This is a genomic window from Halomicronema sp. CCY15110 (assembly GCF_016888165.1).
Classification (GTDB): Bacteria; Cyanobacteriota; Cyanobacteriia; order Phormidesmidales; family Phormidesmidaceae; genus Halomicronema.
This window is the reverse complement of sequence record NZ_JACSWC010000437.1, coordinates 1-26,923: the sequence shown is the minus strand read 5'-3', so window position 1 is coordinate 26,923 and position 26,923 is coordinate 1. Positions and strand designations below refer to the sequence as shown.

The 26,923-nt window shown below is 56.2% G+C and carries 24 protein-coding genes and 1 riboswitch; of the genes, 14 read left to right on the top strand and 10 right to left on the bottom strand.

Translation table 11 applies throughout. From position 1 onward, the window contains the following. The first annotated feature begins 299 nt into the window (after nt 1–299). The gene (locus JUK32_RS26335) at nt 300–563 is read left to right on the top strand and encodes a hypothetical protein (protein WP_204141857.1); all 264 of its coding nucleotides are present in this window, start codon (nt 300–302) and stop codon (nt 561–563) included. Nucleotides 564–733: 170 nt separating this feature from the next. Here the strand turns inward: JUK32_RS26335 and JUK32_RS26330 are convergent, their stop codons facing one another. Beyond that, nucleotides 734–3,541 (bottom strand): UPF0182 family protein, encoded by a 2,808-nt coding sequence (locus tag JUK32_RS26330; protein ID WP_309224643.1) that lies wholly within the window; start codon nt 3,539–3,541, stop codon nt 734–736. Nucleotides 3,542–3,583: 42 nt separating this feature from the next. After that, nucleotides 3,584–5,431 carry a lipase family protein gene (locus JUK32_RS26325; protein WP_204141856.1) on the bottom strand — a complete coding sequence of 616 codons (1,848 nt, stop codon included), beginning with the start codon at nt 5,429–5,431 and terminating at the stop codon, nt 3,584–3,586. 112 nt (nt 5,432–5,543) lie between these two features. Here JUK32_RS26325 and nfi point away from each other — a divergent pair, with 112 nt between their 5' ends. Beyond that, nucleotides 5,544–6,278, top strand: coding sequence for a deoxyribonuclease V (gene nfi, locus JUK32_RS26320; RefSeq protein ID WP_204141855.1), 735 nt, complete (start codon nt 5,544–5,546; stop codon nt 6,276–6,278). Nucleotides 6,279–6,371: 93 nt separating this feature from the next. Here nfi and JUK32_RS26315 read toward each other — a convergent pair whose 3' ends face one another. Next, the gene (locus tag JUK32_RS26315) at nt 6,372–6,785 is read right to left on the bottom strand and encodes a DUF4278 domain-containing protein (RefSeq protein ID WP_204141854.1); all 414 of its coding nucleotides are present in this window, start codon (nt 6,783–6,785) and stop codon (nt 6,372–6,374) included. Nucleotides 6,786–6,834: 49 nt separating this feature from the next. Further along, nucleotides 6,835–6,929, bottom strand: a riboswitch (Glutamine riboswitch). A 271-nt stretch (nt 6,930–7,200) separates the two neighbouring features. Here JUK32_RS26315 and JUK32_RS26310 point away from each other — a divergent pair. Further along, on the top strand, nt 7,201–8,067 hold the full coding sequence (locus JUK32_RS26310) for a 6-carboxytetrahydropterin synthase (RefSeq protein WP_204141853.1): 867 nt from the start codon (nt 7,201–7,203) through the stop codon (nt 8,065–8,067). 78 nt (nt 8,068–8,145) lie between these two features. On the opposite strand, the gene JUK32_RS26305 is transcribed toward JUK32_RS26310, so the two are convergent. Next, nucleotides 8,146–8,364, bottom strand: a complete 219-nt coding sequence (locus JUK32_RS26305) for a DUF2283 domain-containing protein (protein WP_204141852.1) — start codon at nt 8,362–8,364, stop codon at nt 8,146–8,148. Then, a complete protein-coding gene (locus tag JUK32_RS26300; RefSeq protein WP_204141851.1) occupies nt 8,349–8,660 on the bottom strand; it encodes a DUF4258 domain-containing protein in 312 nt (103 codons plus the stop codon). The genes JUK32_RS26305 and JUK32_RS26300 overlap by 16 nt, the downstream gene beginning before the upstream one ends. 162 nt (nt 8,661–8,822) lie before the next feature. Here JUK32_RS26300 and JUK32_RS26295 point away from each other — a divergent pair, with 162 nt between their 5' ends. The 5 genes from JUK32_RS26295 (at nt 8,823) to JUK32_RS26275 (ending at nt 14,904) form a co-directional block, all read left to right on the top strand. Further along, nucleotides 8,823–11,825, top strand: a complete 3,003-nt coding sequence (locus tag JUK32_RS26295; RefSeq protein ID WP_204141850.1) for an NACHT domain-containing NTPase — start codon at nt 8,823–8,825, stop codon at nt 11,823–11,825. Between the two features lie 359 nt (nt 11,826–12,184). Then, nucleotides 12,185–12,337 (top strand): hypothetical protein, encoded by a 153-nt coding sequence (locus JUK32_RS26290; protein ID WP_204141849.1) that lies wholly within the window; start codon nt 12,185–12,187, stop codon nt 12,335–12,337. Beyond that, nucleotides 12,315–12,662 (top strand): hypothetical protein, encoded by a 348-nt coding sequence (locus JUK32_RS26285; RefSeq protein ID WP_204141848.1) that lies wholly within the window; start codon nt 12,315–12,317, stop codon nt 12,660–12,662. The genes JUK32_RS26290 and JUK32_RS26285 overlap by 23 nt, the downstream gene beginning before the upstream one ends. Nucleotides 12,663–12,791: 129 nt before the next feature. Next, nucleotides 12,792–14,054: a glycerate kinase gene (locus JUK32_RS26280; protein WP_204141847.1), complete on the top strand. Its 1,263-nt coding sequence runs from the start codon at nt 12,792–12,794 to the stop codon at nt 14,052–14,054. Next, nucleotides 14,047–14,904, top strand: coding sequence for a pantothenate kinase (locus tag JUK32_RS26275; RefSeq protein WP_204141846.1), 858 nt, complete (start codon nt 14,047–14,049; stop codon nt 14,902–14,904). The genes JUK32_RS26280 and JUK32_RS26275 overlap by 8 nt, the downstream gene beginning before the upstream one ends. Here JUK32_RS26275 and JUK32_RS26270 read toward each other — a convergent pair. Then, nucleotides 14,885–15,730, bottom strand: coding sequence for a M48 family metallopeptidase (locus tag JUK32_RS26270; protein WP_204141845.1), 846 nt, complete (start codon nt 15,728–15,730; stop codon nt 14,885–14,887). The genes JUK32_RS26275 and JUK32_RS26270 overlap by 20 nt on opposite strands. A gap of 310 nt (nt 15,731–16,040) precedes the next feature. On the opposite strand from JUK32_RS26270, the gene JUK32_RS26265 reads away from it, so the two are divergent. From JUK32_RS26265 to JUK32_RS26255, 3 genes are all read left to right on the top strand, one after another. Continuing rightward, complete coding sequence (locus tag JUK32_RS26265) at nt 16,041–16,583, top strand: DUF4330 domain-containing protein (RefSeq protein ID WP_204141844.1); 543 nt, start codon at nt 16,041–16,043, stop codon at nt 16,581–16,583. 31 nt (nt 16,584–16,614) lie between these two features. Then, the gene (locus JUK32_RS26260; RefSeq protein ID WP_204141843.1) at nt 16,615–16,953 is read left to right on the top strand and encodes a hypothetical protein; all 339 of its coding nucleotides are present in this window, start codon (nt 16,615–16,617) and stop codon (nt 16,951–16,953) included. Nucleotides 16,954–17,204: 251 nt separating this feature from the next. After that, nucleotides 17,205–19,775, top strand: coding sequence for a glycosyltransferase family 39 protein (locus JUK32_RS26255; RefSeq protein ID WP_204141842.1), 2,571 nt, complete (start codon nt 17,205–17,207; stop codon nt 19,773–19,775). Between the two features lie 41 nt (nt 19,776–19,816). Here the strand turns inward: JUK32_RS26255 and JUK32_RS26250 are convergent, their stop codons facing one another. Beyond that, nucleotides 19,817–20,407, bottom strand: a complete 591-nt coding sequence (locus JUK32_RS26250; RefSeq protein WP_204141841.1) for a hypothetical protein — start codon at nt 20,405–20,407, stop codon at nt 19,817–19,819. 650 nt (nt 20,408–21,057) lie between these two features. On the opposite strand from JUK32_RS26250, the gene wbaP reads away from it, so the two are divergent. Beyond that, a complete protein-coding gene (gene wbaP / locus JUK32_RS26245; RefSeq protein WP_204141840.1) occupies nt 21,058–22,503 on the top strand; it encodes an undecaprenyl-phosphate galactose phosphotransferase WbaP in 1,446 nt (481 codons plus the stop codon). 19 nt (nt 22,504–22,522) lie between these two features. Beyond that, nucleotides 22,523–23,767: an O-antigen ligase gene (locus JUK32_RS26240; protein ID WP_204141839.1), complete on the top strand. Its 1,245-nt coding sequence runs from the start codon at nt 22,523–22,525 to the stop codon at nt 23,765–23,767. A gap of 11 nt (nt 23,768–23,778) precedes the next feature. Here the strand turns inward: JUK32_RS26240 and JUK32_RS26235 are convergent, their stop codons facing one another. Further along, nucleotides 23,779–23,880, bottom strand: a complete 102-nt coding sequence (locus tag JUK32_RS26235) for a cytochrome b6-f complex subunit PetL (RefSeq protein ID WP_204141838.1) — start codon at nt 23,878–23,880, stop codon at nt 23,779–23,781. Nucleotides 23,881–24,022: 142 nt separating this feature from the next. Next, nucleotides 24,023–24,289, bottom strand: coding sequence for a hypothetical protein (locus JUK32_RS26230; protein ID WP_239113131.1), 267 nt, complete (start codon nt 24,287–24,289; stop codon nt 24,023–24,025). Nucleotides 24,290–24,993: 704 nt separating this feature from the next. On the opposite strand from JUK32_RS26230, the gene JUK32_RS26225 reads away from it, so the two are divergent. Further along, on the top strand, nt 24,994–25,434 hold the full coding sequence (locus tag JUK32_RS26225; RefSeq protein ID WP_204141837.1) for a two-component system response regulator: 441 nt from the start codon (nt 24,994–24,996) through the stop codon (nt 25,432–25,434). Nucleotides 25,435–25,531: 97 nt separating this feature from the next. On the opposite strand, the gene JUK32_RS26220 is transcribed toward JUK32_RS26225, so the two are convergent. Further along, entirely contained in the window at nt 25,532–25,936 is a 405-nt protein-coding gene (locus JUK32_RS26220) for a DUF2294 domain-containing protein (protein WP_204141836.1), read from the bottom strand. Nucleotides 25,937–26,923: the final 987 nt, after the last annotated feature.

The window sequence follows — 26,923 nt, the reverse complement described above, 5'->3', positions numbered from 1 at the left end:
TTGGAATGCCTGGAGCATAGGCTTTAGAAGCGAATTGTGCGCCTTCAAGAGGGCGTGAAGCTCCATCATGTTTTCTAGGCCCGCTCCCCATCGCCTTGGCGCGCCCGGAAACCGCCCAGTGGGTCAATCCACCGCAGTGCTTGCCGCAGTGGCAGCTACCTCGGGCTGCACTCGGGCTTAATTGTGCGGCCACATCAACCGCCAAAACCATGATGTTGTTGGTGATCAACGCCTTGAGCAGGTGCTCGCAACTTTAGTAGTTATAAGTCCTCAAAGCGACAGCCGCTCTTCAAGGTGAGGTGGAAGCCTACCTTTTGAAGGGCTACGCCTACAATCCATCAGCGATCGCCTTACCAGACGACGCATTGCCAGATCTGCTCAAAGGTGGCAGTGGGCAAGGTGGGCAAGAACAGCTAATGAATCGGGGTTTGCCCTGGCCGGGTGCTGCGGGTTGCGTGCCCATTCTAAGGTCGTCTGCCCGATCACGGGCGCTGGTGCAATCGTCGGCAGGGGATGGCCAATTCGTGCTGCACTTGACGATTGTGTTCGGCCCGAATCAGTAGCTCGCTCGCGGGCGCACGGCGGTGCACCAAACAGTTCGAAGACATCCGCTTCGTGATCGCCGAGATGTACCAGGGGCAAGCTCTCCGGCATATTAGCTTGGGTGGCAACAGCGGGGAAGTCTACGGAATGTCAAACAGATACCCGATCGCCTACCGGGGGGCAGTGTCGTTTAGTTACTCCTGCTCAGCTCATTGAGGATGCTCTCTAGTTCCTGCTGGGCTTGACCATAGGCTTCCCAGTCGCCTTCTTGCAGGGCTTGCCGTCCCGCTTCGTAGGCATTCAACGCATCTTGAATGCGATCGGCTTGAGCAATTGGCAAGGTCGGCGGATTGGCGGTGGCAGTTTCCCCGTCATCCGCTGGGGGCTCAGGTGTCTCCACCGGCACCGCCGCGCTTTCGCCAAAAATCGCGATCAGGGCTTCATCCAGAGTTTCGCGCATCACGATGTCATTGTCGTGGGCCACAATGACGCGGCGCAGTTCCGGCAGTTCGCCCTGCTCAGCCCGCAGATAAACGGGCTCCACGTAGAGCAGCGACTGCTCAATGGGAATCACCAGCAGATCGCCGCGAATCACTCGCGAGCCTTCTTGACTCCAGAGGGTGAGCTGTTGGGAAATCTCTGGCGTTTGGTCAATACGAGCTTCGATTTGACTGGGACCATAGACTAACTGCTGCTTCGGGAACTCGTACAGCAGTAGCTTGCCGTAGTTGTCGCCATCGGAACGCCCTGCCATCCACGACACCATGTTGTCTTTGTTGATGGGGGTAAAGGGCAGAATCTGGATGAATTCTTCAGTGGTTTCCCCCGGCAGTTTCATGATCAGGTAATAGGGCTCCATGCGCACTTGCTCGCCCTCATACACCTGGGTGGGGAAACGCCAAATGTCTTCGCGGTTGTAAAACACCTCGGGATCGGCCATGTGGTAGGTGCGGTACATCTGGGCCTGCAGCGCAAACAAGTCTTGGGGATAGCGGAAGTGCTCCCAAATGGCTTCGGGCGTCTCGTCCGCCGACTTAAACAGGTCGGGGAAAATTTGTCGATAGGTGCCGAGGATGGGGTCGGCCTCATCCACGACGTAATAGTCTAAGGAGCCGTCGTAGGCATCGATGACGACTTTGGCCGCATCGCGCACGTAGTTGCTGCCGCTGCGAACCAGGGTGTCCAAGGTGTCGTTGTTCAGCAGGGAGCCAATATCGTTGCTGCGGTTTAGCGGTTCGGAGTAGGGATAGCGATCGCTCGACGTATAGGCATCAATGATCCACTTCAGTCGCCCGTCAATGACGGCGATGTAGGGGTCGCTGTCATATGTCAAGAAGGGGGCCACCTGGCGGGCACGTTCCAGAACGTCGCGGTGGTAGAGAATGCGCGAGTCGTCCGTGATGTAGTTGGAGATTAAAACCTTGAGGCTGCCCATGTCGTAGGCAAACGCCAACCGGCGGCCCAAGTCGTTCAACGGCACACCGCCCAAGCCAGTGTAGCGATAGGGGGCGTTGGTATTGCCTTCGGGATAGTCAAACTCATCGGTGGTTGCACCCGTAAACACGTAGGAATCGGTGGCTTCGCCATAGTAAATGCGGGGCTGATCAATTTCGAGATCAACGGTGTAAACCGGCGGCACATTTTGAATCATCAGCTGAGGTAAGCCGTCGGGGGTGACCCGGTTGACCGGACTCATCACGATGCCGTAGCCATGGGTGAATTTGAGGCGTTGGTTGACCCAGGTTTGGGCTTCGGGCGGGGCTTCAGAATAGTCCAACTCGCGGGCCGACAGCATCACTTGGCGATAGTCACCGTTGAGGGTGTAACGATCGATGTCAACGTCTTGAAAGCGGTAATACAGGCGAATTTCTTGTAGTTGGCGATAGGTGCTCAGCAGGGGGCGATAGTCCCACAGGCGAATGTTATCGACGGTGAGGCTGTTGTCGTCGAGTACGGAGCGATCGAGGTTTTCTTCAGCGGGAAACGGTTCGCTCTGCACTTGGTCAAGGGCATAGGCTTCGCGGGTGTAGGCAATGCTGTGCTCGATGTAGGGCCGCTCGCGGGTGAGTTCATTCGGCTCGACTAAAAACCGCTGTTGAAACCAGGGATATAGTCCGCCGACCAAGATGAGCGTCAGCATGTACAGTCCGATGCCCACGGTGGGCCAGACGAAGCCGCTGCGCCACAAGGACATGATGAAGAGGGCGGCTACCGCCAGGGTCACAAAGGCCATGGTCCAGTAGGCGTGGAGCCGGGCATGGAAATCGGTGTAGCCGGCGCCAAACACCACTCCGTCAGCGGAGAACAGTAAATCGTAACGACCGAAGTAAAAGCCGGCGGCCACAGCGATGGCCAATGCCGACAGCAGCACACACATATGCCCCTTGACCTCCCCGGTAAGGAAGTACTTCCAGCCGCGCTCGGGGCGAATTTCACCCTTGAGGGCATAGACGCCAAAGGCGAGCAAAATGGACCAGATCAACAGCTGCACGATCGCCCCCTGCAACCCCTCATAAATGGGCAGGCGAAAGACGTAGAAGCTAATGTCTTGTTGGAAGAGGGGGTCGAGGCGATCGAAGTCAGTGGGATTGAGAAACTTGAGAATGCTGTCCCAGGCGGCTGCCGCGCCCATGGCCGCATTAAACGACAGCAGCGCGATTAACAGTGCGGCTAAATATTTGGGCAAATAGTCGGCCAGCGAGTCCAAATTGCGCTGCTCTAAGACGCGCCAGGGCGACTCCCGCGTAATCCATAGCGCCAGCCGATAGTTGGCATACAAAAAGGCGGCGTACCCAACTAGGGTAGTGACCCAAATGATGGCCTGCCAGCGAATGCGCGTCCAAAATACATTGTCGTAGCCAACGGCATCAAACCACCAGGACTCCGTCAGTAGGTGGACGATCGCCCCCGACAAAGCAATGAGCACGAGAATCGCGATCGCCACGAACAAAAACAGCGGGGGGCGACGACCAAAGTCAGGAATGTTTGCGCGTTTCACAATCGGTGTTGATGATGACAGTTGACAGGTACTCTGTTCACCCTAGCGAGCTTTTTCCATTTCGCGGATGTCTTTTGCCTCTAGAGCTTCCTCTTCGACTTTGCGACGATCCTTTTGCTTGTCGAGTTCGCGCTGCAAATAGCGCACGTAAAACTCCATCATGTGATCCGCCACGACATCCGGCCCAGGCTGTTTGATCCCGGCCAAAAAGCCGAGCAGGCGATCGCCCCAACGTTGCGTAGTGTAAGACTTTTCGTGCAGCTTACCCCGAAAGCCAAAATAGCGAAATTGCCCCATATGACCATACAGCCGCCCCGGATTCAGCGGATTTACCTGCGGCGGAATCAACGGCACAATGTCGTTGTTATTCACATAGCGGAACATGCGATCGCCCATGCGTCCATTCACCTCACGGGTAAAGGCCCAGTCGCCGACACGCGGCTGTCCAAACGTGTACAGTCCTGACACCTTAAAGCCCTGATATTCCAGCGAGGTGGCCGCCAGCGCCGCCAATGCCCCCCCCAAACTATGCCCGGTGACCCAGAGTTGACTGTCGGGCGTCCACCACTGTTGAAGTTGCACCAACACGTCGCGCTCCACACTCCGCCAAGCATCATGAAACCCCCGATGCACCTCGCCCGTCGGCGGTACGGCTGACTGGGCAGTATGGGTAAATGCAAACTGTTTCATCCGAAACTTGAAATTGGTGCCCCAGTCGGCGGCTTGTTGGCTACCGCGAAAGACCAGCACGATATGCTGTCCTTTCCGAAAGATAAAGGCCTGGGTATCTGTCAGGTGGTTGACAAAATATCGATAGTTGGCAGGCAGATTTACGCCTTTGTTGTCGGTTTCTCCCTCCCGCAGCCAACGTTTAATCACGTCAACCACATAATCCGCCGGGGTTTGTTGCATCCATTTCAGATCGTCATCGGGGCTGAGCCAGAGCCGCACAATGTCTTCCACATAGCCCGGATCTTCGTACACTAGATGCGCCGCTTTTGCCATGCACAAAGCCCGAAAGGCGTTGATCACCGCATTGTCGCGTTCAATGTTGGCAAAGTCGTGGGTGCTGTAGGGGGGCGGCAAAATTTTGTAGCCATAGCGCTCAAACAGGTTCTGCACACCGTCGTAACCGGCCCAGTAAATGTAGTGAAAGAGTTGGTCATAGAAGGCGGAACCCCCCTCACGGCGATAGGTGCGATCGCTAATTACCCGCACCCAGTAAATAATGTAAGGCTCCAGATCTGCAGCGGTGACCAGTCCCGATAAAATCGCATTTTCACAGGCTTCAAAGGCACTCAAAAATCCGTCGAACCAATTGCGCAGGGTCAACTCAATGATGAACTCTTCATCCCGGTACTGCTGCAACACCCGGACAGTGTTTTCGTCCATTTTGCTGGGCTGCTGACGATTCATATGTGCCAGCATATTCAAGCCCTGACGGGTTTTAACCATTTGGTCGTGGGGACGCAGCGCCCGCTTCAGGCGTTCGTCGGTCGCTTCAAAACGCACCACCGACTGATCGCCCGTAGGCAGGCGCAATTCAAACACGCGATATTCTTCAAAATCTAAAATGTCAGACACATTGCGCACGGCCTCGCGGCTGGCAAATTCTTCGAACAGGTGGCGGGCCAGATCGCGCCGTTCCCACTGCTGATTTTTGATATAGCGATCGACTCCAGCCACTGCTGCGATCGCCCCCATTAGTAAGGCAAAGGCCGCCAGCCACTGCGCCCCTAGTTGCGACTGGATCACAACTTCTGGGGTGAGTCGGTTGCCCTGCCCCGCGACATTTGTAACCACGGCGGCTAGTGCCTGAGTTACTCCCGGCCCCGCCACAACTAGCCCCACAGCGCCCAACCCGATGCAAGATACCCGCTTAATACCCATAACCCTGTCAGCATGGTGAAATGATAGATGCCTCATGCTATCGAAAATTTTCCCGCTAGCATGTGCTCCTTAACCCTTTGTTGATAACCGCTTGTTGATAACCGCCGGATAAATGGAGTTTGTTGCCCCGACGACTTGGCCGACTGATCCCGCCGCCGCGATCGCCCGGCAAAACGAATTGCGATCGCAGGTGCGCTTGCAAGATGAAGTGCGATCGCCCCTCCAGTTGGTCGCCGGGGTGGATGTCGGCTTTGAAGACCAGGGACAAGTGACGCGAGCCGCCGTGGTGGTGTTGGAATTTCCTAGCTTGCAGTTAGTGGAAACCGCCTTAGCAAAACGCCCCACCACCTTTCCCTACGTGCCGAGTCTGCTGTCCTTTCGCGAACTGCCCACCCTGTTGGCAGCCCTGGCGAGCCTCAAACTCACCCCCGATCTCATCCTGTGCGACGGCGCGGGCATTGCCCATCCCCGCCGCTTTGGCATTGCCTGCCATCTGGGACTGATCGTGGATTGCCCCACCATTGGAGTGGCCAAGTCGCGACTCATTGGCATCCATGACGAGGTGCCCAGCGAAAAAGGAGCGTGGGTGCCCCTGCGAGATCGCGCCGAAACCATCGGGGCCGTCTACCGCAGCCGCACGAATACCAAGCCGCTGTACATCTCCGCTGGCCACCGCATCAGCTTGCCCACGGCCCTGGACTACGTGCAGCAATGCACCCCAAAGTATCGCCTACCGGAAACCACACGATTAGCGGATCGCCTAGCCTCGAACCGGGGACCATTGCCGCCGCTGAAGTCACGCCGCCCGGATGATGACGCCACGGCTGGGCAAATGTCGTTGTGGTAATTAGCCGACATCCGCTCTAAAACGCGAATCCCTCCTGCACCGGGTGGGGGGCAAGAGGGATTCAAAGGTCACGTTCATCGCCGCTTCAGCAACTTAAGCGTACTGATGCCTTTCGTCTTCGAGCTGTTGCAATAGGCGATTGTCGCCCTTAGCTTGCGCCACTTGCATCCGTCGTTCTAGCGATCGCTTGATATTGGCCTGGTGCATATCCGTGGCTTCTTGCAGCAAGTTGCGCCGCGCCGCTGCCATCGAGTCAAATACCGGCTTGAACTGCGGTGCTTGAGGAGCTTTATTAACCTGCACCATTGCTTCCACAGCCCCGTGACGAGTCGTGTGGTAAGGCGTGCCGCGATAGGTCAGATTAGCCTCAGGTTGCGGAAAGGGCACATGACTCACATAAGAGAAATGCAGGGGCCGACCGCGATAATGCCCGAGCATTTGACTTTCGGATACCTCCAACACGGGAGGAGTGTAGTCATATTTAACGCCACGGTAACAAAGTTTCATATTTCGCCTCCAAGCTTAAAGCTTGTCTCAGAATGGTTTTGATTTAAGAGGCGCGTTCCTTCAGGTATTCCCTTACTTCCGTCCCGGTGGTGCCAATCGAAAACTGAATATCAGCGAAAAAGCTGGGCATTCGGGATGAACGATTTTTATATCTGTATCTAATTTTACGATTTTGCCCCTATGTCAGCAACTCATGAAATTAAAAGTAATACTGGGCTTGCTGCCTGTATGCGGCTCATATCAGGGCCTCTCTATCCAGTGATAGAAAAATGAGCCGTCTCTGTCACAAAGCTTATGGCTGGGTGCCGTCCATGTGCCACTCTCAGGGCCAATGGATCACAGCACATCGGTAAAGCGATCGCCTATGCTAGGAACAGAACATTACGGAACGTAAACAAAACGGTGCGCTGTCTTTATGGAATGCGTTATTAACCGCCGCGCTCAGTTTTCGGCTAGCCATCGCTATTGGCTGCCAGAATGGAGCGAGGCCGAAAACCAAGCCAAGTTTGGTCCTTGCAGTCGGGCTCCGGGGCACGGTCACAACTATGTGCTGTACGTGTCGATGCTGGGCGAGCTGGATGAGTACGGCATGGTGCTGAACCTGTCGGATGTGAAACAGGTGATCAAGCGAGAAGTCACCAGTCAGCTCGACTTCTCGTATTTAAATGACGTGTGGCCGGAGTTTCAGGCCACGCTGCCGACGACGGAACATATGGCGTGGGTGCTGTGGCAGCGTCTCTCGCCGCACCTTCCGATCACCCAGATTCAGCTATTTGAACATCCCGAACTTTGGGCCGACTACACAGGTAATGACATGGAAGCATATCTCACCATCAGCACTCACTTTAGCGCCGCTCACCGCTTAGCCTTGCCGACCCTGAGCTATGACGAAAATGTGGAAATTTACGGCAAGTGCGCCCGTCCCCATGGTCATGGTCACAACTACCATTTAGAAGTGACGGTGAAGGGGGAAATCGAGCCGCGCACGGGCATGATTGCGGATTTGGCGGAATTGCAAAAGGCCATTGATGAGCACGTGGTGGAACCCTTTGACCACACTTTCCTCAACAAAGACATTCCTTACTTTGAGAAGGTGGTGCCCACAGCGGAAAACATCGCCGTTCACATTCGCGACCTGCTGCGGGAGCCCATTGCCCAAACGGGAGCCCAGCTGCACAAGGTGAAGCTGATCGAGAGTCCCAACAATTCCGCCGAAGTGTACTGCACCGCCGCCCCGACTGCGGAAGCCGTCGCGACCCGACCGGAGTTGGCAGCCGTGTAAGCTGATCACCCTTTTGAATCCTCAGTTTGGGTGGGCGTGCCAGCGGGTGCGCTCACTTCTATGCTGGCTAGGTTGCGGCTAAGCCACATGATTGCCCATGAGCTGAGCATAGAGCGGTTGCTCTTTGGCGAGTTGGCTAACGTTGAGCACCGAGAACCCGAGCACATTGCCCTGCGCATCGACGCGTTCCATGACCGCATCGTGATCGGTCTCGCGTAGATAGCCAGCCGCCTCCGAGAAAGTCACCTCAAGAAAGTCGGCTTCGGGGTCAAACCAGATTTTTACGGCTTGGGCCATTGCGGCTCTCCTTGTTTGAGTTTGTCGGTTAAATAAGCGGTAATGACAAAGGCATCGTCTGGTAGCAGCTTAACTACGACGCAAAGCCACTTGGCACCCACCATCGTTTCTGCCTGATGCTGATAGTAAAGGTAAACATTGCTGTCTGTTCTGGAGCGCCTCACGACTTGAGGCTGTTGCAGCGCTGTGCAAATGGCTGCTTCCATCGTAGCCATTTCTGGGTGCTCAAGAATATGGGCAAGCCGCTCAGTCGTTAAGCGAATCTGACGACCTTGATAATCCGTGAGAATTTGCACAGTGCAGCCAAGTTAAGCGGGTTAAAGCTTCTAGGGCAGAAGTTGAAGGCTGAGATCTACAAAATGTTATCAGTCTTAGTCAGTGTGAAGTCATTACGCAACGGCACGCTCTTAAAGGAACTTCGCTATCGTTGAGGCACGATTTTCATCTGTGCGATCGCGATGCAGGCATTAAAAGGCTTCTGGCAATTTCTCAATACGGATGTGCATGACATCCCCTGGGGTGAACTAGCGGAAAATGGTATTGAGGCCGTGGTTGCCACCAATGACTTCGGCACAACCGTCCGAGATCAAGCGCCGAATCTGAAGCGGCTGCAACCCCACCTCCAACAAATCGAACCATTTTTGCAAACGCTGGAATCGCCCGTGACGCAACTGGCGGTCTCTGGTTTGCCCTTTGTCTCCATTGGGATTGGCCTGCTGCGCATTTATCTAGATTTGTCGAAGATTGACCCGACCTACGAAAGCGCGGTGGCCATCACGGCTCAGCTGGCCTATCTGCAAAGCTTAGAAACGGTGTTAGCCCGGGTCGATGACGCCACCGTTCAAGCCCAGCTGGGGCAGGTTTCCCTACAAACCCTGATTGAGCGGCAACTGGCGCGGCTCCAGACCGACCTGACCAAACGCGAGGCCGAAACAGTCACCAGCCGCTTTCGGGAGTCGGTGCTGGCGGAGCAGTTTAGCCTGGCGCTGCGGGACTGTTTGCAGCAGGCGGAGCTGGATGACGCCACCACCCAGCGACTCGTGGCACAGGTGACCTGGGGCACCCATCGCTATCTGCACCGGGCGATCGCCGAAGCGGGGGACAGCGTGGCCCCTCTGGCGGCGGTTTATCGAACCGGGGGGCAAGCGACCCAAGACCGCTACGACAGCATCGAAACCTATTTAGCCGAGACGATCGCCCGCCTGCCGAACGAGCAGGTATTCTACGAAGCCAATCCCCGCGTCACGTACCAAGATTTGTATGTGGAACTCGATGTGCAGCCGCTGACCCAGTCGGGAGCGGTTGACCGCGATGCTGAGCGAATCAATATCCACGCTTGGGCGCAACAACTTTTAGAGCAGGCAGATCAGCCGCCCGAGCAGCCGCGCCAAGTCATGTTTATTGAAGGGGAGGCCGGACGGGGCAAGTCGGTATTTTGTCGGATGTTGGCCGATCGCGTGCGGCGGGAGCTGGCCTTTGCCTACATTCCAATCTTGATTCGCCTGCGGAATTTGCGAGAGCTGGCGAATAACCTGACGGAAACCCTGGAAGACTGTCCCGATTTAGAACAGGTGAGCTTTGTGCGGGGAGACAGTGACTGGCTGGCGGATCGCAATACCCGTTTTTTGCTAATTTTGGACGGCTTTGATGAGCTGCTGTTAGAGGGGCGCGCCAGCGGTGGGTTGAAGGAGTTTTTGCAGCAGGTGGCGGATTTTCAGGCCCGCAGCCACCATCAGTGTGTGGTGACGGGGCGCCCCCTGGCCCTGCAAGGGATTGATCGCCTGATTACTCAGACCAAAAACCTGGCGCGGGTGCGGCTAGAGCCAATGGGGGATACCCAGCGCGAGCAGTGGTTGACGAAGTGGCAAGCCCGCTTTGGGGAAGCTGAGACCACTGCGTTTAGAGCGTTTTTGCAGGCGTGCCCCCAGGACATTGACGAGACCCTGGCGCGGGAACCGCTGCTGCTGTATCTGCTGGGGCGGCTGCACCGCGAAGGCCAATTGACGAAGGAAATGTTTGCGGGTACAGCGGCGCAGCCCAGCAGCCCCACCGCCGCCAAAGTGTGTATCTATCGCGAATCGGTGAACTGGGTGCTCGACAAGCAGCGTCAAGACGAAAACTTGCGCCTGGCGGGTCTGGAAGAGCTGGATGACCTGCGAGAGGTGCTGCAAGAGGCGGCCCTGTGCGTGGTGCAGTCGGGCAATGAAACGGCCCAGGTGGCCATGCTGAAACAGCGCTTTCAAGATACGGCGAACCCGGTGAAGCAATATTTGGAGCAATCCCAGGCCACCACAGGGCAGTCGGACGAGAAGGCTTTGAACAACCTACTCACCACCTTTTATCTGAAGCCGAAGGAGGGCGAGCGGGGCTCGGTGGAATTTGCCCACAAAAGCTTTGGCGAGTACTTATTTGCTGAGCGGTTGATCTGCGCCTTTACCGACTGGACGGAACTCAAGAAGCGTCAGCGCCTGGTGATGGATGAAGGGGCCGTGAATGCCCAAATCTATGATCTGCTGGGCTATGGCGGTCTCAGCGTCGAGATTGTGGACTATCTGTTTGAGCTACTGAGCGAAAGTGACATTGACCGAGTACAGCTCTTTGAGCGGCTGCATGGTTTTTATCAGCGCTGGCACGAAAGCGAGTTTCTCAACCAGGGACCCGTAGACGACCTGCCCCAGCAAGAAAATCTGCCCCTCAAAAAGATGCTGCAACTGCGGAATCAGGGTATTGCCATTGGGCTCAAGCAAGTAGATGTATTTGCGGGGCTGAATGTGCTGATTTTGCTGTTTAAGCTGCATGCCCAGGCCCAACCCGAAAGCTATCCCACCCTGCCCAACGATGCGCCCGCCCCGGCCATCACCTTTCACCCTTGCGGCACTCCTGGTACAGAAAACTGGGACAAAGATCGGTTGCTCAATACTATTCACTACGCTGATTCCTTAGGGTTCGCCACGTTTACCCTCACTGCCGGGCCACATCTCGCTCGCGCCAACTTCGAGCGCGCCAACCTCTTACTCGCCAACCTCCAGTATGCAATTCTGTTAAATGCCAACTTCGAGCGCGCCAACCTTGAGCGAACAATTCTGCTAGATGCCAACCTCGCTCGCGCTAACCTCGTTAGCGCCAACCTCGAGCGCGCCAACCTTGAGCGAGCAATTCTGCTAAATGCCAATCTCGAGCGCGCCTACCTCTTTAGCGCCAACCTCGCTCGCGCCATTCTGCTAGATGCCAACCTAGGTAATGCCCGCAACTTATCATCAGCCCAGTTCAGTGGTGTATCACCGCCCCTTCTTTGTGGTGTCACCTTGCCTGCTGACCTCGCCCTTGCCCCCAACCGCGACTGTGGGCAACTGCCCCAGGCGTTGGCCGATAGCTATCCCAGCAGATTCGAGTCGGTCGAAGTCGCAGTTGAGTTTGTGCGGCAGCAGGTGCCGTCGTGGCCGGGGGAGAACCTCACCTAGCCTCTCCTTGGTAAGGCGAGGAATCGGAGTAAGGCGAGGAATCAGAGGTACTGCCAAGGGGAAGTATTGTTTACGGCCTGGGCAGCAATTGCTTTATCCTCAACGTTTTGCCGCTTGCCGCTCAGCCCAGAACCCCGGTTTCTCTGTTGGTGTGTCTACGCAACCGGACTGGCCTCAGGGAAGAAACCGGGGTTCTCGTCACATCGAGACGGTGAGCTGCGAGCCTTTAGGGGCTTTGCAGATATCGATGCGAGTCCCAAAGGTTTGGCGACAGTGGGCAAGCGTTTGTAAATATACGCTGCTGCAACGGGAGGAAATCCCAGCGGTGAGCTAGCTTGAAGGCGTTGGATAGGCTCTGGATGTCGCTGGCTGCTGGATTGAGGCAGAGTTGTGCCCACGGCCCCGACTCCACGGGCAGCGTCGCTTTGTTCAACGATTCCAGCGGTGTTTCCCAACCATGGCGCGATCGCCCCTCAGTCATTAAGCCCTATGTCATTTTCTCGTCCCCCTAGCCGCATTCATCCCAAAGTCAGTACGATGCCTCGACAACAGTCCGAGTCATCGCACTATTTGAACCTGTATAAGCTGACAATCGAGCGCAAACGGCTGAAGCAAGAACTCGCTAGCCTGAACAAGCGCCGCGATCGCATCCAAGATCGACTCGCCGTTTTGGATCAAGAAATCAACGTCCTCACTGACCAAGCCCGTGAACTCGGCGAGGCCAATGCGTCGACTCCACAGTCATCGCCATCGTTGTCAGAGCCCAACAGTGTTATTTATCCACCTGCCACCGCGAAGCCGACCGACCCGTATAAAACACTCACGTTGGATTATTGAGTCACATCATGGCGAGCTTTAGGGCCGGCATCAGGGGCGTTAGTCGTTAGCTCTGGGTGGGGTTGTCACGTCATTGTCTGACGGTGGCGGCTGAATTTGGCATAATGCTGTGGCCGAGTCAGAAAGCCTATGTCGCCGACCGAGATTTTGCGCCAATTATTTGATACTGCGGTGGCAGCGGCCCAACCCGATCGCCGCATTCCCGCATTTTTGCCATCCCCTCCTAAAGGCCAGACGGTGGTCGTCGGAGCGGGTAAGTCGGCGGCGGCCATGGCCCGCGCGGTGGAACAAGCTTGGTCGGGGCCGCTGTCCGGGGTCGTCGTTACCCGTTACGGACACGGCGCTGAGACCCAGCGAGTGGAAGTGCTGGAGGCGGCGCACCCCGTCCCCGATGCCAACGGCATGGCGGCGGCGGAGCGCATTCTGGCAACGGTGACGCCGCTGGGGGCAGACGATTTGGTGATCTGCTTGATTTCAGGCGGCGGGTCGGCGCTGTTAACGTTGCCTCCGGTGGGCATTGGGCTAGAGGTGCTAGCCGATTTAAACCGCCAATTGTTGCGATCGGGCGCGGATATTGGCGACATGAATGCCGTGCGCAAGAATCTTTCCCGCTCTAGCGGGGGGCGCTTGGCGGCGGCGGCGTATCCCGCTCAGGTGGTCTCGTTGCTGATTTCGGACGTGCCGGGCGATGACCTGCGAGCGATCGCCTCTGGCCCCACGGTAGGCGACGCAGCGACAACGCAAGATGCCCTCCACATTTTGCAGAAATACGACATTTCCGTGCCGCCGGAGGTATTGGCCTACCTGCAAGCGAACCCTGACCCGGTGGTGGCACCGGGGGATGAGCGCCTGAGCACCACCACCAATCATCTGATCGCGGCACCGCAACAATCGCTGGTAGCGGCGGCCCAGCAAGCAGAAGCCTGGGGGTACCAACCGCTGATTTTGGGCAGTGCGATCGAGGGCGAGGCCCGCCAGGTAGGCATTGTCCATGCCGGTATTGTGCAGCAAGTGGTGCAGTACCAGCAGCCGATCGCGCCGCCGTGCATTCTTCTCTCCGGGGGCGAAACGACAGTGACCGTGACGGGAGCAGCAGGCAAAGGGGGACGCAATTGTGAGTTTTTACTCTCCCTGGCCGTGGCGCTCAAAGGTCAGGAAAAGGTGTGGGCGATCGCCTGTGATACGGACGGCATTGATGGCAGCGAAGACAATGCGGGAGCGGTGATGGGGCCACTGATTTTGTCGCAGGGCCGCGATCGCGGCTTCAAAGCGGGCGAACTGCTCGCGGCTCACGATAGCTATTCGTTCTTCGAGGGGGTGGCGGCGCTGGTGACCACCGGCCCCACCCTCACCAATGTGAATGACTTTCGCGCCATCTTGATCGATGCCTGACCCGCTCTCTGTGTCTGAATGGGATGTCCCATGGTTGGGGCTGGTGGTGGGCAATACCCGGCTCCATTGGGGCCTTTTTCGGCAGCAGCAGTTGCAGGCCGTTTGGCACACCCCGCACCTGACGTCCGCCCAAGTGACAGAATTACTCGATCATCAGTTTGGCGTGGCGGCGTGGCGATCGCTCCCAACTTTGGACAGGAGCACGCTCGACGAGTTGACTAAGCTGGCGGCGATTTTGCCCCCCGCGTCGCCCCTCCGGCTGGTTGTCGCTTCTGTCGTTCCGGCACAAACGGACCTGTGGCAGCGTTACCCCTACTTTCGCGAGGTCACCCTGGCAGACATTCCCCTGGCCAATCTGTATCCCACCCTGGGCATCGATCGCGCGTTGAACTTGCTGGGAGCGGGCGATCGCTACGGTTGGCCCGTCCTGGTGATTGATGCGGGCACGGCGCTGACCTTCACTGCTAGCACGGCAGAGCGCTTGATCGGGGGGGCCATTTTGCCAGGACTGACCACCCAGTTCACCACCTTAGCCGCCAACACCGCTAACTTGCCGACTGCTCACCTGCCGACAGAACTGCCATCGCGCTGGGCCAGCCACACCGCCGAAGCCATCCGTAGTGGCGTCATCTATGGCACGTTGGCGACGTTGACGGACTATGTGCAAGCGTGGCGACAAGATTATCCGGCAGGCCAAATCGTGCTGACCGGGGGCGATGGGCCAAAGCTCTACCAATGGTGGCAGTCCCAAAACCCAAAAACGCCAGGGATGACATTAGAGCCTCACCTGACGTTTTTGGGTTTAAGCCATCTCCAGCCCGCTTTGCTGGCTACAGGCCCGCAATTCTAGAGCGATAGATTTCCGGGTTAGTGCCGTAGGTCGCTTCTTCTCGGTGCGAGTCGGCATACATTTCCTGCAGTCGGTTTACTCGATTGCCGGGATCCGGATGAGAGCTAAAAAATTCGGGGGTGCCGCTGTTCAGGTTTTCCATGAAGGAAATCAAACCACGCTGGTCATACCCCGCTTGCCCCAGGTTGACGTAGCCCAACTCATCGGCTTCGTACTCGGCGGTGCGGCTATTGGGCAAAAATAGCGCCAACTGCACCCCAATATTGACCAAGTCGTCTTGCGAAACCCCCAGGGCTCCAACGATCCCGTTTGCCAGGGTGATTTCCCGCATCCGGTTGACCGAGTGGCGGCCCACAATATGTCCAATCTCATGGGCGACTACCCCCGCGAGTTCCGCCTCGTTATTGGCGGCTTTGAGTAACCCGGTATTGAGATAAACAAACCCGCCGGAGGTGGCAAAGGCGTTGATGCTGTCATCCGCCACAATTTGGAAGGTGTAAGGAATTTGGTTGCGATCGCTCACCATCGCCAACCGCTGCCCAATCTCGTTAATGTATTGCGAGACGGCGGCATCCTGCCGGAAAACCCGGATCCCTTGCCGCTTGAGGGCGCGATCGGTCTGTTGGCCGAGGTCAACTTCCTGGGCATCGCTCAGATTCGACAGTTGAACGTATTGGATGCCGTTAAAAATCAGATCAAAAATATTGATATTCGCTTTCGACGGCTGCGGCGTAGTTGCGATTAATCCCGTTGCGATGATGAGCGCGATCGCGCCATAGAGCCAGCGCCGGCCCAGTCGTTTTAGTGGGTGCATTAAATTATTCATCCGTTTTCTTTCCTGCCCTTGCGTTGTCCTGGCTCCTCACAGCCGTGGTCCCTGTGGATAGGGTGCCTAAATTGGTGACTTAACTCCCATTGACGTTAAAATTTGCCTCGAAGTTGCCAGCGGAGTGATTAAATATGTCTTTGATGACATAGCGCTCGCTTGATAACGGTCGGACTAAGTCGCGTCGCTGGGGATGGTGATGGGCGACCTTTGCCTGGTACCCAGTCTAGCGAAGGGATTATGGCGATCGACAGGCTGGACATATCCGGTTGAACTGCTGATCTGATTCACGATAAAGGAAAGTCTCACGATGCAAATTTTGGATGCGAAAGGTCGGCTGTTTGGCAAAGTCAGCTTGTTGGATATTGGGGCTGCCCTCATCATTTTGATGGTGTTGGTGGGAATTTTCATCTTCCCAGGGACGGGGGGCTCTGTGGCTCAGGTGGGCGGCGGTAACACCCAGCCCGTCGAAGTCGATGTCATGGTGCGGGGCTTAACGGTGTCTGATCCCGAAGGCTTCTTCCAAATGCTGCAAGAGTCCGAAACGACGAACGTCATCATTCGCAACCAGCCCCATGGCGAAGTGCGCATCCAAGACGTGCAGCAGCTGCCGCGTAGCCAAGCGGTGCCGCAGCCTGATGGCACCGTCAAGTCCTTTCCAGATCCGCGCCCAGAGATGGACTATACGATTGATTTGCTGATCACGTTGACCGATGATGCGCTGATTACCGATAACGGCCCGGTGGTCGGCAACAGTCCCGTGAAAATTGGCACGCAGATTCAAATTGAAGGCGACCTTTACAGCTTCTACACCAGCACGGTGGGGGTACGCATTTTAGACGCGGAAAGTTAGGCTAGGGCTGTTGATGTTCGGGCCGACGACCATGGCTTCAGGTGCCCGCTCCGGGAGGCGATCGCCCCCGCTAAATCGCTGGATTGCCCTGTTCTTGCTATCCATGCTTGGGCCACCGTTGCTCATGAGCCTGTCGTGGATTCTGCCGGGGGCGATCGCGGTTATCCAAACGGGCAGTTGTCCCCCTGCGCCGCCCGATATTCCCGCCTACCCCTGTTCCCTAGGGCAATATTTGGTGCGCATGACGGTGGGCGCTTGGGCGCTGATGGGCCACCTGCTGACCTGGATGGCCTGGTTTGCGGTAAATTTCGTTCTCTGGGGCGTGGGGCTGTTTGGCGTGGCGCTCTACCGTAATTGGCGATCGCACTAAGGGAATGGGAATTTAACGATGTGTGGACAGCCGTCTCGGCTGTTCAAATGCAGGCAAGATGCCTGCCTGACAAGACTTGGATTTTATCCAATCCTGATTCCTCCCCCTGGCCTTTCCCCCTTTTGATCGCGGCTCTGCCTGGGCCACAGTCGCCTAGCCGCCACGAGCGGCTGGGCCTTCCATCGTCAGATTAGCGCCCGTTCCCCGGCGACTTACAATACGGGCTGGAAGATTGTGAGGTAGCCATCACTATGGCGAAAGCGCCGACTAGCTGGGTCGAAGATGTCGTGCGGATTGGGGTGCTCTGGGGCGGTGCGATCGCGATCGCGGCCCTCTGGATTATTCTCGATCGCACTCCGCCCGCGTGGGATCAAGCGGAGCATTTGTCGCTCTCGATGAACTTTTGGTGGACGCTGACCCATAGCCCTTGGTGGACGGCTGATGGGCTGCGTCATCTATGGATGCTGTCGCCCAAGTATCCCCCGGTGCTGTATTTGGTGACCGCTGGAGTGCATACGCTGTGGGGGCCAGGCCCCGATATTGCGATCGTGGCGAACGCCCTATTTGGGCTCATTTTGCTCATCGCGACCTACGGCCTGGGGCGGCATCTTTTCAGTCCCCAAATCGGTTTACTCGCCGTTGGCCTCACCTTGTTGATGCCGCGACTCATCAAACTTTCGCTAGATTTTCAGCTCGACTATGCCCTGACGGCGTTAGTGGTGCTCAGTTTTTGGTGTCTCACCGTCTGGCGCGATGCGCCCTCATCGTTACGGCAATGGCTCTGGGCCGGGGCCTTTGGGGTGAGCTACGGGTTGGCGTTAATGGCGAAGCAGTCGGCTCTCGTGTTTTTGCTGGTGCCATTAGTCTGGGTCGGGCTCGCTACGCTCTGGCGGCGACGCTGGGGTCGTTTGTTGCAGCTCTTGGTCGCGGCTCTGTTGACGTTGGGCGTCATGCTGCCTTGGCTGTCGGTCAATTGGCTGTTTCAGTTCAGCATTATCGGCAATACCAATGTGGCCTCGGCGCAAGCCGAGGGCGACCCCATGCTGAATACCGTGGCGGCCTGGACTTATTACTGGCAGGATCTGCCGTCAGCCATTTCTTGGGGATTGCTCATTGTGCCGCTGGTGGGGGTGGTGCTGTGGGCCGGGGGCCGATTGCCCGGTCGCAAATCGACCTTGCAGCTCGACGGCACTCCGGCGGGACGGCTGTGGCTGGTGGCGTACATCGTCGCGGGCTATGTGCTGTGGTCGGGCATTGTGAATAAGGACTTGCGGTATATCGCCCCGGTGCTGCCCGCGATCGCCGTCCTGTTGGCCTGGGGGCTGGCTTGTTGGTGGCGCAAATGGCCGTGGGTCACAACCGCCACTTATCTCGTGGGGCTATTGACGGCATTGCTGACGATGTTTCCCACCGGGTTGCCCACACTGGACTGGGTGACGCAGACCCTCGCGCCCCATGCCGCTTTTCATCCTTACCTGGGAGCGCCCTACCCCCATGATCAGGTGATCGCCCAAGTCACCCAAACCCAGCCCTATCAGCTATCAACCTTGGGGGGCCTGCAATCCACCGCAGTGTTTAATCAGCACACCGTCAGCTATTACGGCAAGCTGGCTGATTATCAGGTCTATGGACGGCAAGTGGGCAGTCGTCCGAGTAAACATGAGCAAGATCTGCGATCGCTGTCGTGGTTCTATGCCCAAGGGGCGATCGACGCGCCCTGGCCACCGCCCGCCACCCCCGAGGACGAACAGGCCCAACTAGCGAATTTGCTGGAGGCCAGCCCGGATTTTGCGATCGACCGCACTTGGGATTTACCTAACCACACTCGCCTTTATCTTTATCGGCGGCAGCAGTTGCCCGTCACCGTGACCGCCCTGCCCATGAGTGCCTGTGCTCGCGCAATTCCGGCCTTGCAGCGGGTCGAAGTGCCACCGCTGGGGCCACCCGGACAAGCCCTGCCCGTGACCTATGAGTGGGTCGGCCGCTGGTCAGCGCTGAGAACCGGACTCGTCTTACTGACTTGGGAACCGACCACGAGCACCGCCGAAATGACTTCCCCTTGGCTGCATGATCATGGCCTTGGCTTGGGGACTCTGCGCCCGCATCCGATCCAACCCATGCAGACGACCCTCAGCCCGGCCGATATTAACCCCGACGGTTGCTTTCGGGTGACGGAGCGCCTGGCGACCTTGCCACCTGCAGCGGCTCCGGCGGGCACTTATCGCTTGGTGGGTCGCTATGTGGATACGACCACTGGCGAAGCCGCCGCCTTAACGATTCCCACCACAACGGTAGAACTGTCGGGGCTAGCGCCTCCCGTCTCCGCGCCTGATTTAGACTGGGTGACGCAACTGCGGGAAGTGAGTCAGTTACTGCCGTTGGGGCCGGACTATTTGGATGAAGTCTTTGACCCCATTGGCCGGCTGAATCTGTACGATCCCATCCAAAACTATCTGGTGCAGGCCGAGCAGAGTTTACAGCGTCGTTGGGACAGTCCCGACAACGCCGTGAATTACGGTTACGGGCTGGTTTTGGCACAGGTCTTGCAGCTGAAGGTCAACGAGGCGATCGCTTCGCTCGAACTTTTGGCCCAACAAGATGCCGAAAACCCCTATGTCCATGCCTATCTGGGCTTCGTGAATCTGTATGCGTTTCGTCCCCGCGCGGCCCAAGCGGCGCTAGCCCCAGCCCTGGAGCTGGCTCCTGATGAGCCCGAAATTCAGGGTTTGAGTGCCGTGGCGTCGTTGATGCAGGGGAATCTGTGGGGAGCATGGCAAGCGGGGCAACAGGCGATCGCGCTACTCAATGCGGACGCCGAATAGGCTGGGCAGCGTCAGCTCCTTACCGACGCTGACGCTGTTCCTCACTCCACGCCACAGTAGCCGTTCACGTCGTCAATCAGGTTGGATTCATCGGTCGCCAGGACGGCAATTTGGTCGCTGGCGGTGGATGAATCAATCTCGACGGTCTCTAAGCTAGCGATCAAGTCGGCTTCGGTTTCAGCGATCGCCACCTGCAACATCGCAGTATTCACGGTATCGAGCGCCTGGTTAAATCCCCCCAGCACATCGACGTAGCCGTCGCGGTAGTCCTGTAGTTGAGCATCGATAAAGGCTAATGATGCCAGTTCATTGGCCAATTCCTCTAAACTGCCAGTCACCGCATCAACCGCACTGACATATTGCGCGGCGGCGGCGGTGATTTCATCTAGGGTTGACGCGGCGGCGGCATTCTCGGCAAAGGTCGCAATTTCGGCCTCAAAGCTGGCCATGATGACTTGATTGCGGTTGACGCTCTCCGCAAATTCGTTGCACTCTGCTGGCGGCGGCGTGGTTTGGGCTAGCGCCGAACCGCTGGCGGCGGCCATGAGCCCAAGGGCCAGCAGAAAACCCGACAGGCCGGGCGCGACCAACCGGGGTGTGGGTGAAAAATGATGGCTAAAATTCATGCTCATAACTTCAATTCAGTTTCATAGACCCTCGTCCGGTGCCCAGCTCGCCGCCCCTCGGGCAGTCTCAAGCGTAGGCGTTGGGCGACCTATCAGCTGCAAACACTCGCGGGGGCAAGGCCCTCCCAGAGGCAAGTCTCTAAATATCGGCCAGCTCTGGCAAAGGCTGGCCCCGCAAGATACCGCTGTCCACCTGCAAAAGCTCCTCAAAACATAGCACTCGCTCGATGATTCCCGTGGTTCGACCCCAGATTCTGGGAGTTAGAGATGTCCGTGAACTGAGGTGTGCTTTAGCAATGAAGATTCCCTCGTAGATTGGTGGCAAGGAATGAGGCCCAACATCTTGAATCCTTGCTGTTGTTGAGTTTCCTGGCATCAACCGCACCTACAATACGCATTTTTCGGATAATTTCTTTTTCAGAGATCTTCTGAAAATTCAGTGGTAAGCGATCGCCGCCCTTGGCCACCGTCATCTCTCGCCACACCCTACGATGACCCAAAATGCGGGCCGGTTTGATCCGTTAACAGCGGCTTAAATCTATGCGGATAGTCCAAAAACCGGCATAATTTATCCGGTAATTATGCAGCTGCCCTGTAGGATCGGGATACTTTATGCTTCGTTTTGCATTGTGGTGGTGTGGGCTGCATTTGTGTTTATGACCCCCCTAACTCAGCTGCTTAAACCGGCTTATGGGCCTCTAACCTTTTCGCTGCGATCCGTTTCTACCGCAGCACCCCTCATGGTGGCCGATGTCATCGGCTTTGTCGTCGCTGCCTATATCAGCGTCATGGTTCGATACGTCTTTGACGGTCAGTTTGAGCCGATTTTGTATTGGCGTCTATGGCCACTGTTAGGCGCAGTGACATTCATGTACGGCCTCGCCCGGCTATATCCCGGGGTGGGGTTAAGCCCAGTCGAAGAGCTCAGGCGTTTGGTATTGACCACGACCTTATTTTACCTGGCGCTAGCCGCTGTGATCTTCTTGTTTCGCGAGGGCACGACCTATTCCCGAGGCATCTTTTTAATGGCCTGGCCGTTATCTTTAGCTGGGGTCTGGTTGTCGCGGATCTCAATCAGGCAGGTGGTTGCCCCCTACAGCTGGTGGGGCTTTCCCGTGTTGATTTTGGGGGCAGGACGCACCGGAGCCTTGGTGATTCGCACGTTGAAACGACAGCCTGGATTGGGTTTAAAGCCGATCGCGGTGTTGGATGATGACCCGAAAAAACAGGGTGATATTGAATCGGTGCCGGTTTTGGGCAAGCTGGCGATCGCTCCATTTATCGCCCGCGATCGCCAGATTAGTTACGCGATCGTCGCCATGCCGGGGGTGCCCAGAACGAAGCTGCTGGGCATCTTAGAACGCTACGGGCACATGTTTCCTCACTTGCTCATCATTCCTGACCTGTTTGGATTGTCGAGCCTGTGGGTGGGGGCCACCGATATAGGCGGCATTTTAGGTTTGGAAATTCGTCAACGCCTATTGCTGTATGGCCCGCGACTCACTAAAAAGGTGCTCGATTATGGCCTCACGCTGCTGTTGGGGCTATGCTCTCTGCCACTGCTGCTGGTCATCATGGTGGCCGTCAAGCTCGATTCACCAGGGCCGATTTTTTACGGTCACTATCGGTTAGGGCGGCGCGGGCGGCCCTTTACGGCCTGGAAGTTTCGGTCAATGGTGACCAATGCTGACGCCGTATTGCAACAGCATCTAGAGGCTAACCATCTGTTGCGCGAGGAGTGGGAGCGCGAGCGGAAGCTCAAGAGCGATCCGCGAATTACCCGAGTCGGGCGCTTCTTGCGGCGCACAAGCCTGGATGAATTGCCCCAATTGTGGAACGTTTTGCGCGGCGACATGAGCTTGGTCGGCCCCCGCCCCATCGTGGATGAAGAGATTGGCCACTACGCCGAAAAGTATGAATTATACAAGCGAGTACACCCCGGCATTACCGGTCTGTGGCAAGTCTCGGGGCGCAACGACGTGACCTATGCCGAGCGGGTCAATTTGGATGCTTATTATGTGCGTAACTGGTCGGTCTGGTTAGATATATATATTCTGTTAAGAACTATTTGGGTGGTAATGATTGGCGATGGCGCATACTGACGCACAATCGCATTGGCTAATGCAAGGAATTCCACGCTGGCACCAAGTTTTGCCCGTCTGCCTGGGGCTACTCTCATATCCCTATTCGATGTTTTTGGGGCTAGTGGGCCTGTTGAGCCTGAGTATCTGGCAGACCGTACGCAGCCCTAAAGCGATTTTTTTCACGCTGCTTAATAGTGGCTTGATCGCGATCGCTGTCCTGCTGGTGATTAGCTCTAGCCAAGCCGTCTTCCCCGGCGAAGCTTATCTGCAACTCGCCCACTTTCTGCCTTTTTTCTGGCTTTGGGCCTGTTTGACCGTTTATCTGCAACAGACGACCGACCCCTGGGCTCAAATCTATCGCTGGACGGTCGTACTCGTGCTGGCTTCGGTGCCGCTCAACCTCGTCGGGATGGTCGAGTATCTACTGAAGCTGTCGCCCAATCCGGCCTTACTGCCCTACTTTCCCTTGGTTGACTGGCTTTATTTGGGGGACACTCATATCCTGCGGGCTTATTCTTTATTTGATTATCCCAACACCCTGGCTAGCTACCTCACCCTCATTTTGGGCCTCAACCTGGGGTTAGTGTTTTTAACGGGGCAAGAGATGCCATGGGGCCGACAATCCACGCTCTGTCGATGGCTAATTCGCGCTAATGTGCTGCTCACGTTGGGATGTCTGTTTGCCTCCGGATCGCGCAATGGCTTGCTGGCTGCGATCGCCCTCATGGTCGTGAGCCTGCTGCGTATGCGCACTAATCGCTGGATACGATTGCTGGGGCTGGCCGGGATTACCCTGATCGTGGTGACGACGCTGAGTTTTGGGGTGGCGGGCCGTAGTGTTTCCTGGAGCTGGGTGACGGATGATCCTCGCGTTCAGGTGTGGCAGTTGGCCTGGCAAATGATTCTAGACGAGCCGATTCTGGGGCAGGGGCTCGGCAACTACAAGCTGCTATACAACGGCGAAATCCCGCTGTATACCTACATTGCCCACGCCCACAACTTTTGGCTCACCATGGCCGCCGAAGCTGGGCTCATCGTCACGGTGCTCTTTACGCTCGCGATCGGGCTGATTTGCTATCGCGGCTATCGAACATTTACCTCACTCAAATCGGCGACGAGTCACCAAGCGCTCTTGATGGGCTATGGACTGGCCTTTTTCGGGATTGTCTTATTTTCGCTACTGGACATCACTTATTTCGAGGCGCGAGTGAATGTCGTGACTTGGCTGAGTCTGAGCGTCATTGCTGCTAGCCCAGCCCTCAGCCAAAAAATGACTCAATAGTCATCAGCCATCTAGATGAGCTTGACGGCTTTCATACCAAAATAGAGCACCATGGCGGTGGCAAAACCACCCCCGAGTAACGCAATAAATGCGATCGCTGCACCAACGTCCATTGAGCTTCTCCTACTTAACAACAGCTTCCTTATTCAACCATGAACGCTCTCCTTGATGCAGCGTTAAAGTCGGTCAAGACCACTCATCGATCAATGCTGTACCCACCCGTGCAGTGCCCGAGGGCTCCGACGAAGCCAACCGCTAGGAATGCTGTTGAATGCGATCTTCAAACTCTTTGCGAATGGCCTCAGCGACTTGCAGTGCCTCCGGGTAAATCCCCGGGTGCTGAGTTTGTAACCATTGCACCAGACCGCTAAATTGGGCGTTGCGTAAATCCAAATCGGCTTGAAAGATCGACGCCATCGCCATGTATTTGGCATATTCGGCGGGGTGTCCCTGTTTCACAAACTCTGCCGTCAGCGCCAACAACGCCTCTTTTCTCACATCATCATCAGATGCCGACATCATGGCTTAACCCGACCAACTCAACAAAATCCGATTCCCTATCTACAGTTAATCTAGCTGGGCTTAAGCTAACCCTGAGAGCATTACTACAAGATTGTTACAGCCGTTTTCGCCGTCGTCCATGCAGACCTGCTAAGCCCTACCAATAACCAGATTCAAACCCGACGCGAGACTCGCTACAGACTCAAACGGGCCTCGCCGGGTCGTAAAGTCGATCCAGTCACGCCCTTAGGAATCTGCAATTCAATAAAGTACCCGTTCAAGCCGGTTTCGACTTCGCTCAACCTACCAGTATCGAGAGTTGAGCGAAGTCGAAACTCGGTCCATGGGGTTTGCGCGCAAGTCCCTGATGCCCCATCGCCCACCGTCCCAGCATGGGAAATTTATAACCCACTACGCATTCGCCGACCGGGGGCTTTTGAGGGAGCCCTAAGGTTGGAACATCTGACGTAGCTGGTTGCTGGACATCAATTTGCCGGTACTGTGTAGGGCTCTCACAGGACTTGATGCGGGGTGCTAACATGGCTGTAGCCTAAAAACACCGACCCTCACTAACCCTCACGTGATACCGCATTGGCTTAGCGTTCGTCGTTGTTTAGCTAGAGCCAACTATGTCCAAGTGCTGTCACACCACTTGGCAGGTGTCTTTTTGAGCGAACCACATTTAGGTTGATTGCTGACAGACTCAGGCTTAAGGCTCAACTTATATGGATACGGAGACTCACAGTATTGGTCTCGACAAACATGCTGTTGCCCAACTGCATGAATCGTTGCCGGTTGTTGTGGCGGTTGATGATGACAGAGACAGTTTAGTATTACTCAGCTACGTGGTTGACGATTTTCCCTGCTCACTGGTTTGTGAAACTGACGGTCAGGCAGGTTTAGAAAGCATCATCAGCCTTAAGCCAGATCTGGTCCTGTTAGATATTCGTCTGCCGGGACTCAGCGGCCTCGATATTGTCCAGCGTTTGAAAAGTACACCTGATATGGCGTCGATGCCGGTGGTGGCAGTGACGGCGTTGGCTGGCCAACGGTATCAGCAAGAGTTACTCAGGGCGGGGTTTGACCATTACATTTGCAAACCCTATGAGTTGAAGGATGTTCAGGCGGTAATTCAACAATATGTGTTTACCACTCAGTTGCGATGATGGTCGGAAAAGCTAGCTGATGTTGATGAGCTGGGCAAAACTGGTGCCAACACTGGACATGCTTGATCAACTGACCCTGATTGCAAGGAACGATCGCTTATTGAGCATTTGAACTGAAGTGAGGTGTTTCAGACAACACCACCACGATCGCGGTTCTGCCGGTTGCCAGGGTGGTATCACTCAAAATATCGACGACTTCTGCATTCAAGGTGGTTTGCAGAATATCAATCAGGGCAGGGCGGAGCGCCTTATCCAGATCTTCGCGGACTTGTTCGACATCAACTTTTGCAGAGGTGATATCACCTTTCTCACCTTCCAGCAAAAGGCGTTCCAACTTGGTCAAAGAGTCTTCGGCCAAAAACGTGACTGTGTTACTGACGATTTGACAAGTGACCTTGCCAGGCGCGTGACCAATGTGATTTTTGTAAAGCTTCTGAATCTTTTGGGAGAGGGTGCGTTGAGTTTGCCCCCGAGATTGAGTCTGAGTTGTGGTGTCGGTCATAACCTTTGGGGATGCGGGTGAGCGATCGCCGATTTTGAGTCTCCCAAAATCGCAAGTCATAGGCTGGGTGAGCAAACATCAGGGTTGGGTTTAACGTCCGCCATCAACCTAATCAGGTCAACGGTTGGGGTTAACTTGGGGGCATATTCCCACAATGTTAAATCACATTTCCTTGGTTTTGGGCATGAGTTAGGCAAGCAGGATGCGGCCGGAGACGATCGCGATGAATTTAAAGATAGGGCTTTTCGAGCATTAAAGTCCAAAATAATAAACGATCAATGTCAAGTTTGATACCCCGTGGGCAGGCCCGCTGGGGCGCGATGCTGGTGGGTCGGGCGATCGCGCTTGCCAGTCAGGACCTTGAGTTTGACTGGTTTGCACTAGGGCGCGTCATCAATTAATTCCAGAAACCTGGTGAGATCAGCATTACCGCGCCCGCACTCCTGAAATAAACGAGGGCCTGTCGTCCTTTTGCCGCCAGGCTTTGATGACTAAATGGTGACAGGCCCTAGTCCCGCTCGGCGTAAATTCGCTCCCCCATCGGCCCACTCTTCGAGCAGCCGCTTCGCGTCTACACCCTAAATCCCTGTCCCAACAGTGGGCGAGGGACTTCAAGCCGCTCGCTCCCCTGCTCCCAAACTAGGCTACTACGTACACATAAGTGATCCGTTATGACTTGCCAGCGATTCAGCCCCCTAAATCCCCCAAGTTTGGGGGACTTCGAATTTGGGTCTTCTCCCAGAATTGGGGGGACAAAGGGGGGGCAAATGCAGCATTTTGAGGGAGCTATCGAGAGGTGTGTACGTAGTAGCTCAAAACGAGGAGGAGGGGCTGGGGGAGGTAGAGCTTTGCTCTTCCCGCTGGGTGGGTGGATCGGGCTCGTGACTGATGCCGCCGAGTAATAGGGGAGGGGACTTGCGCGCAAAAAAGATCCCCATGAACCGAGTTTCGACGCCGCTCAACTCTCGATACTGGTAGGTTGAGCGA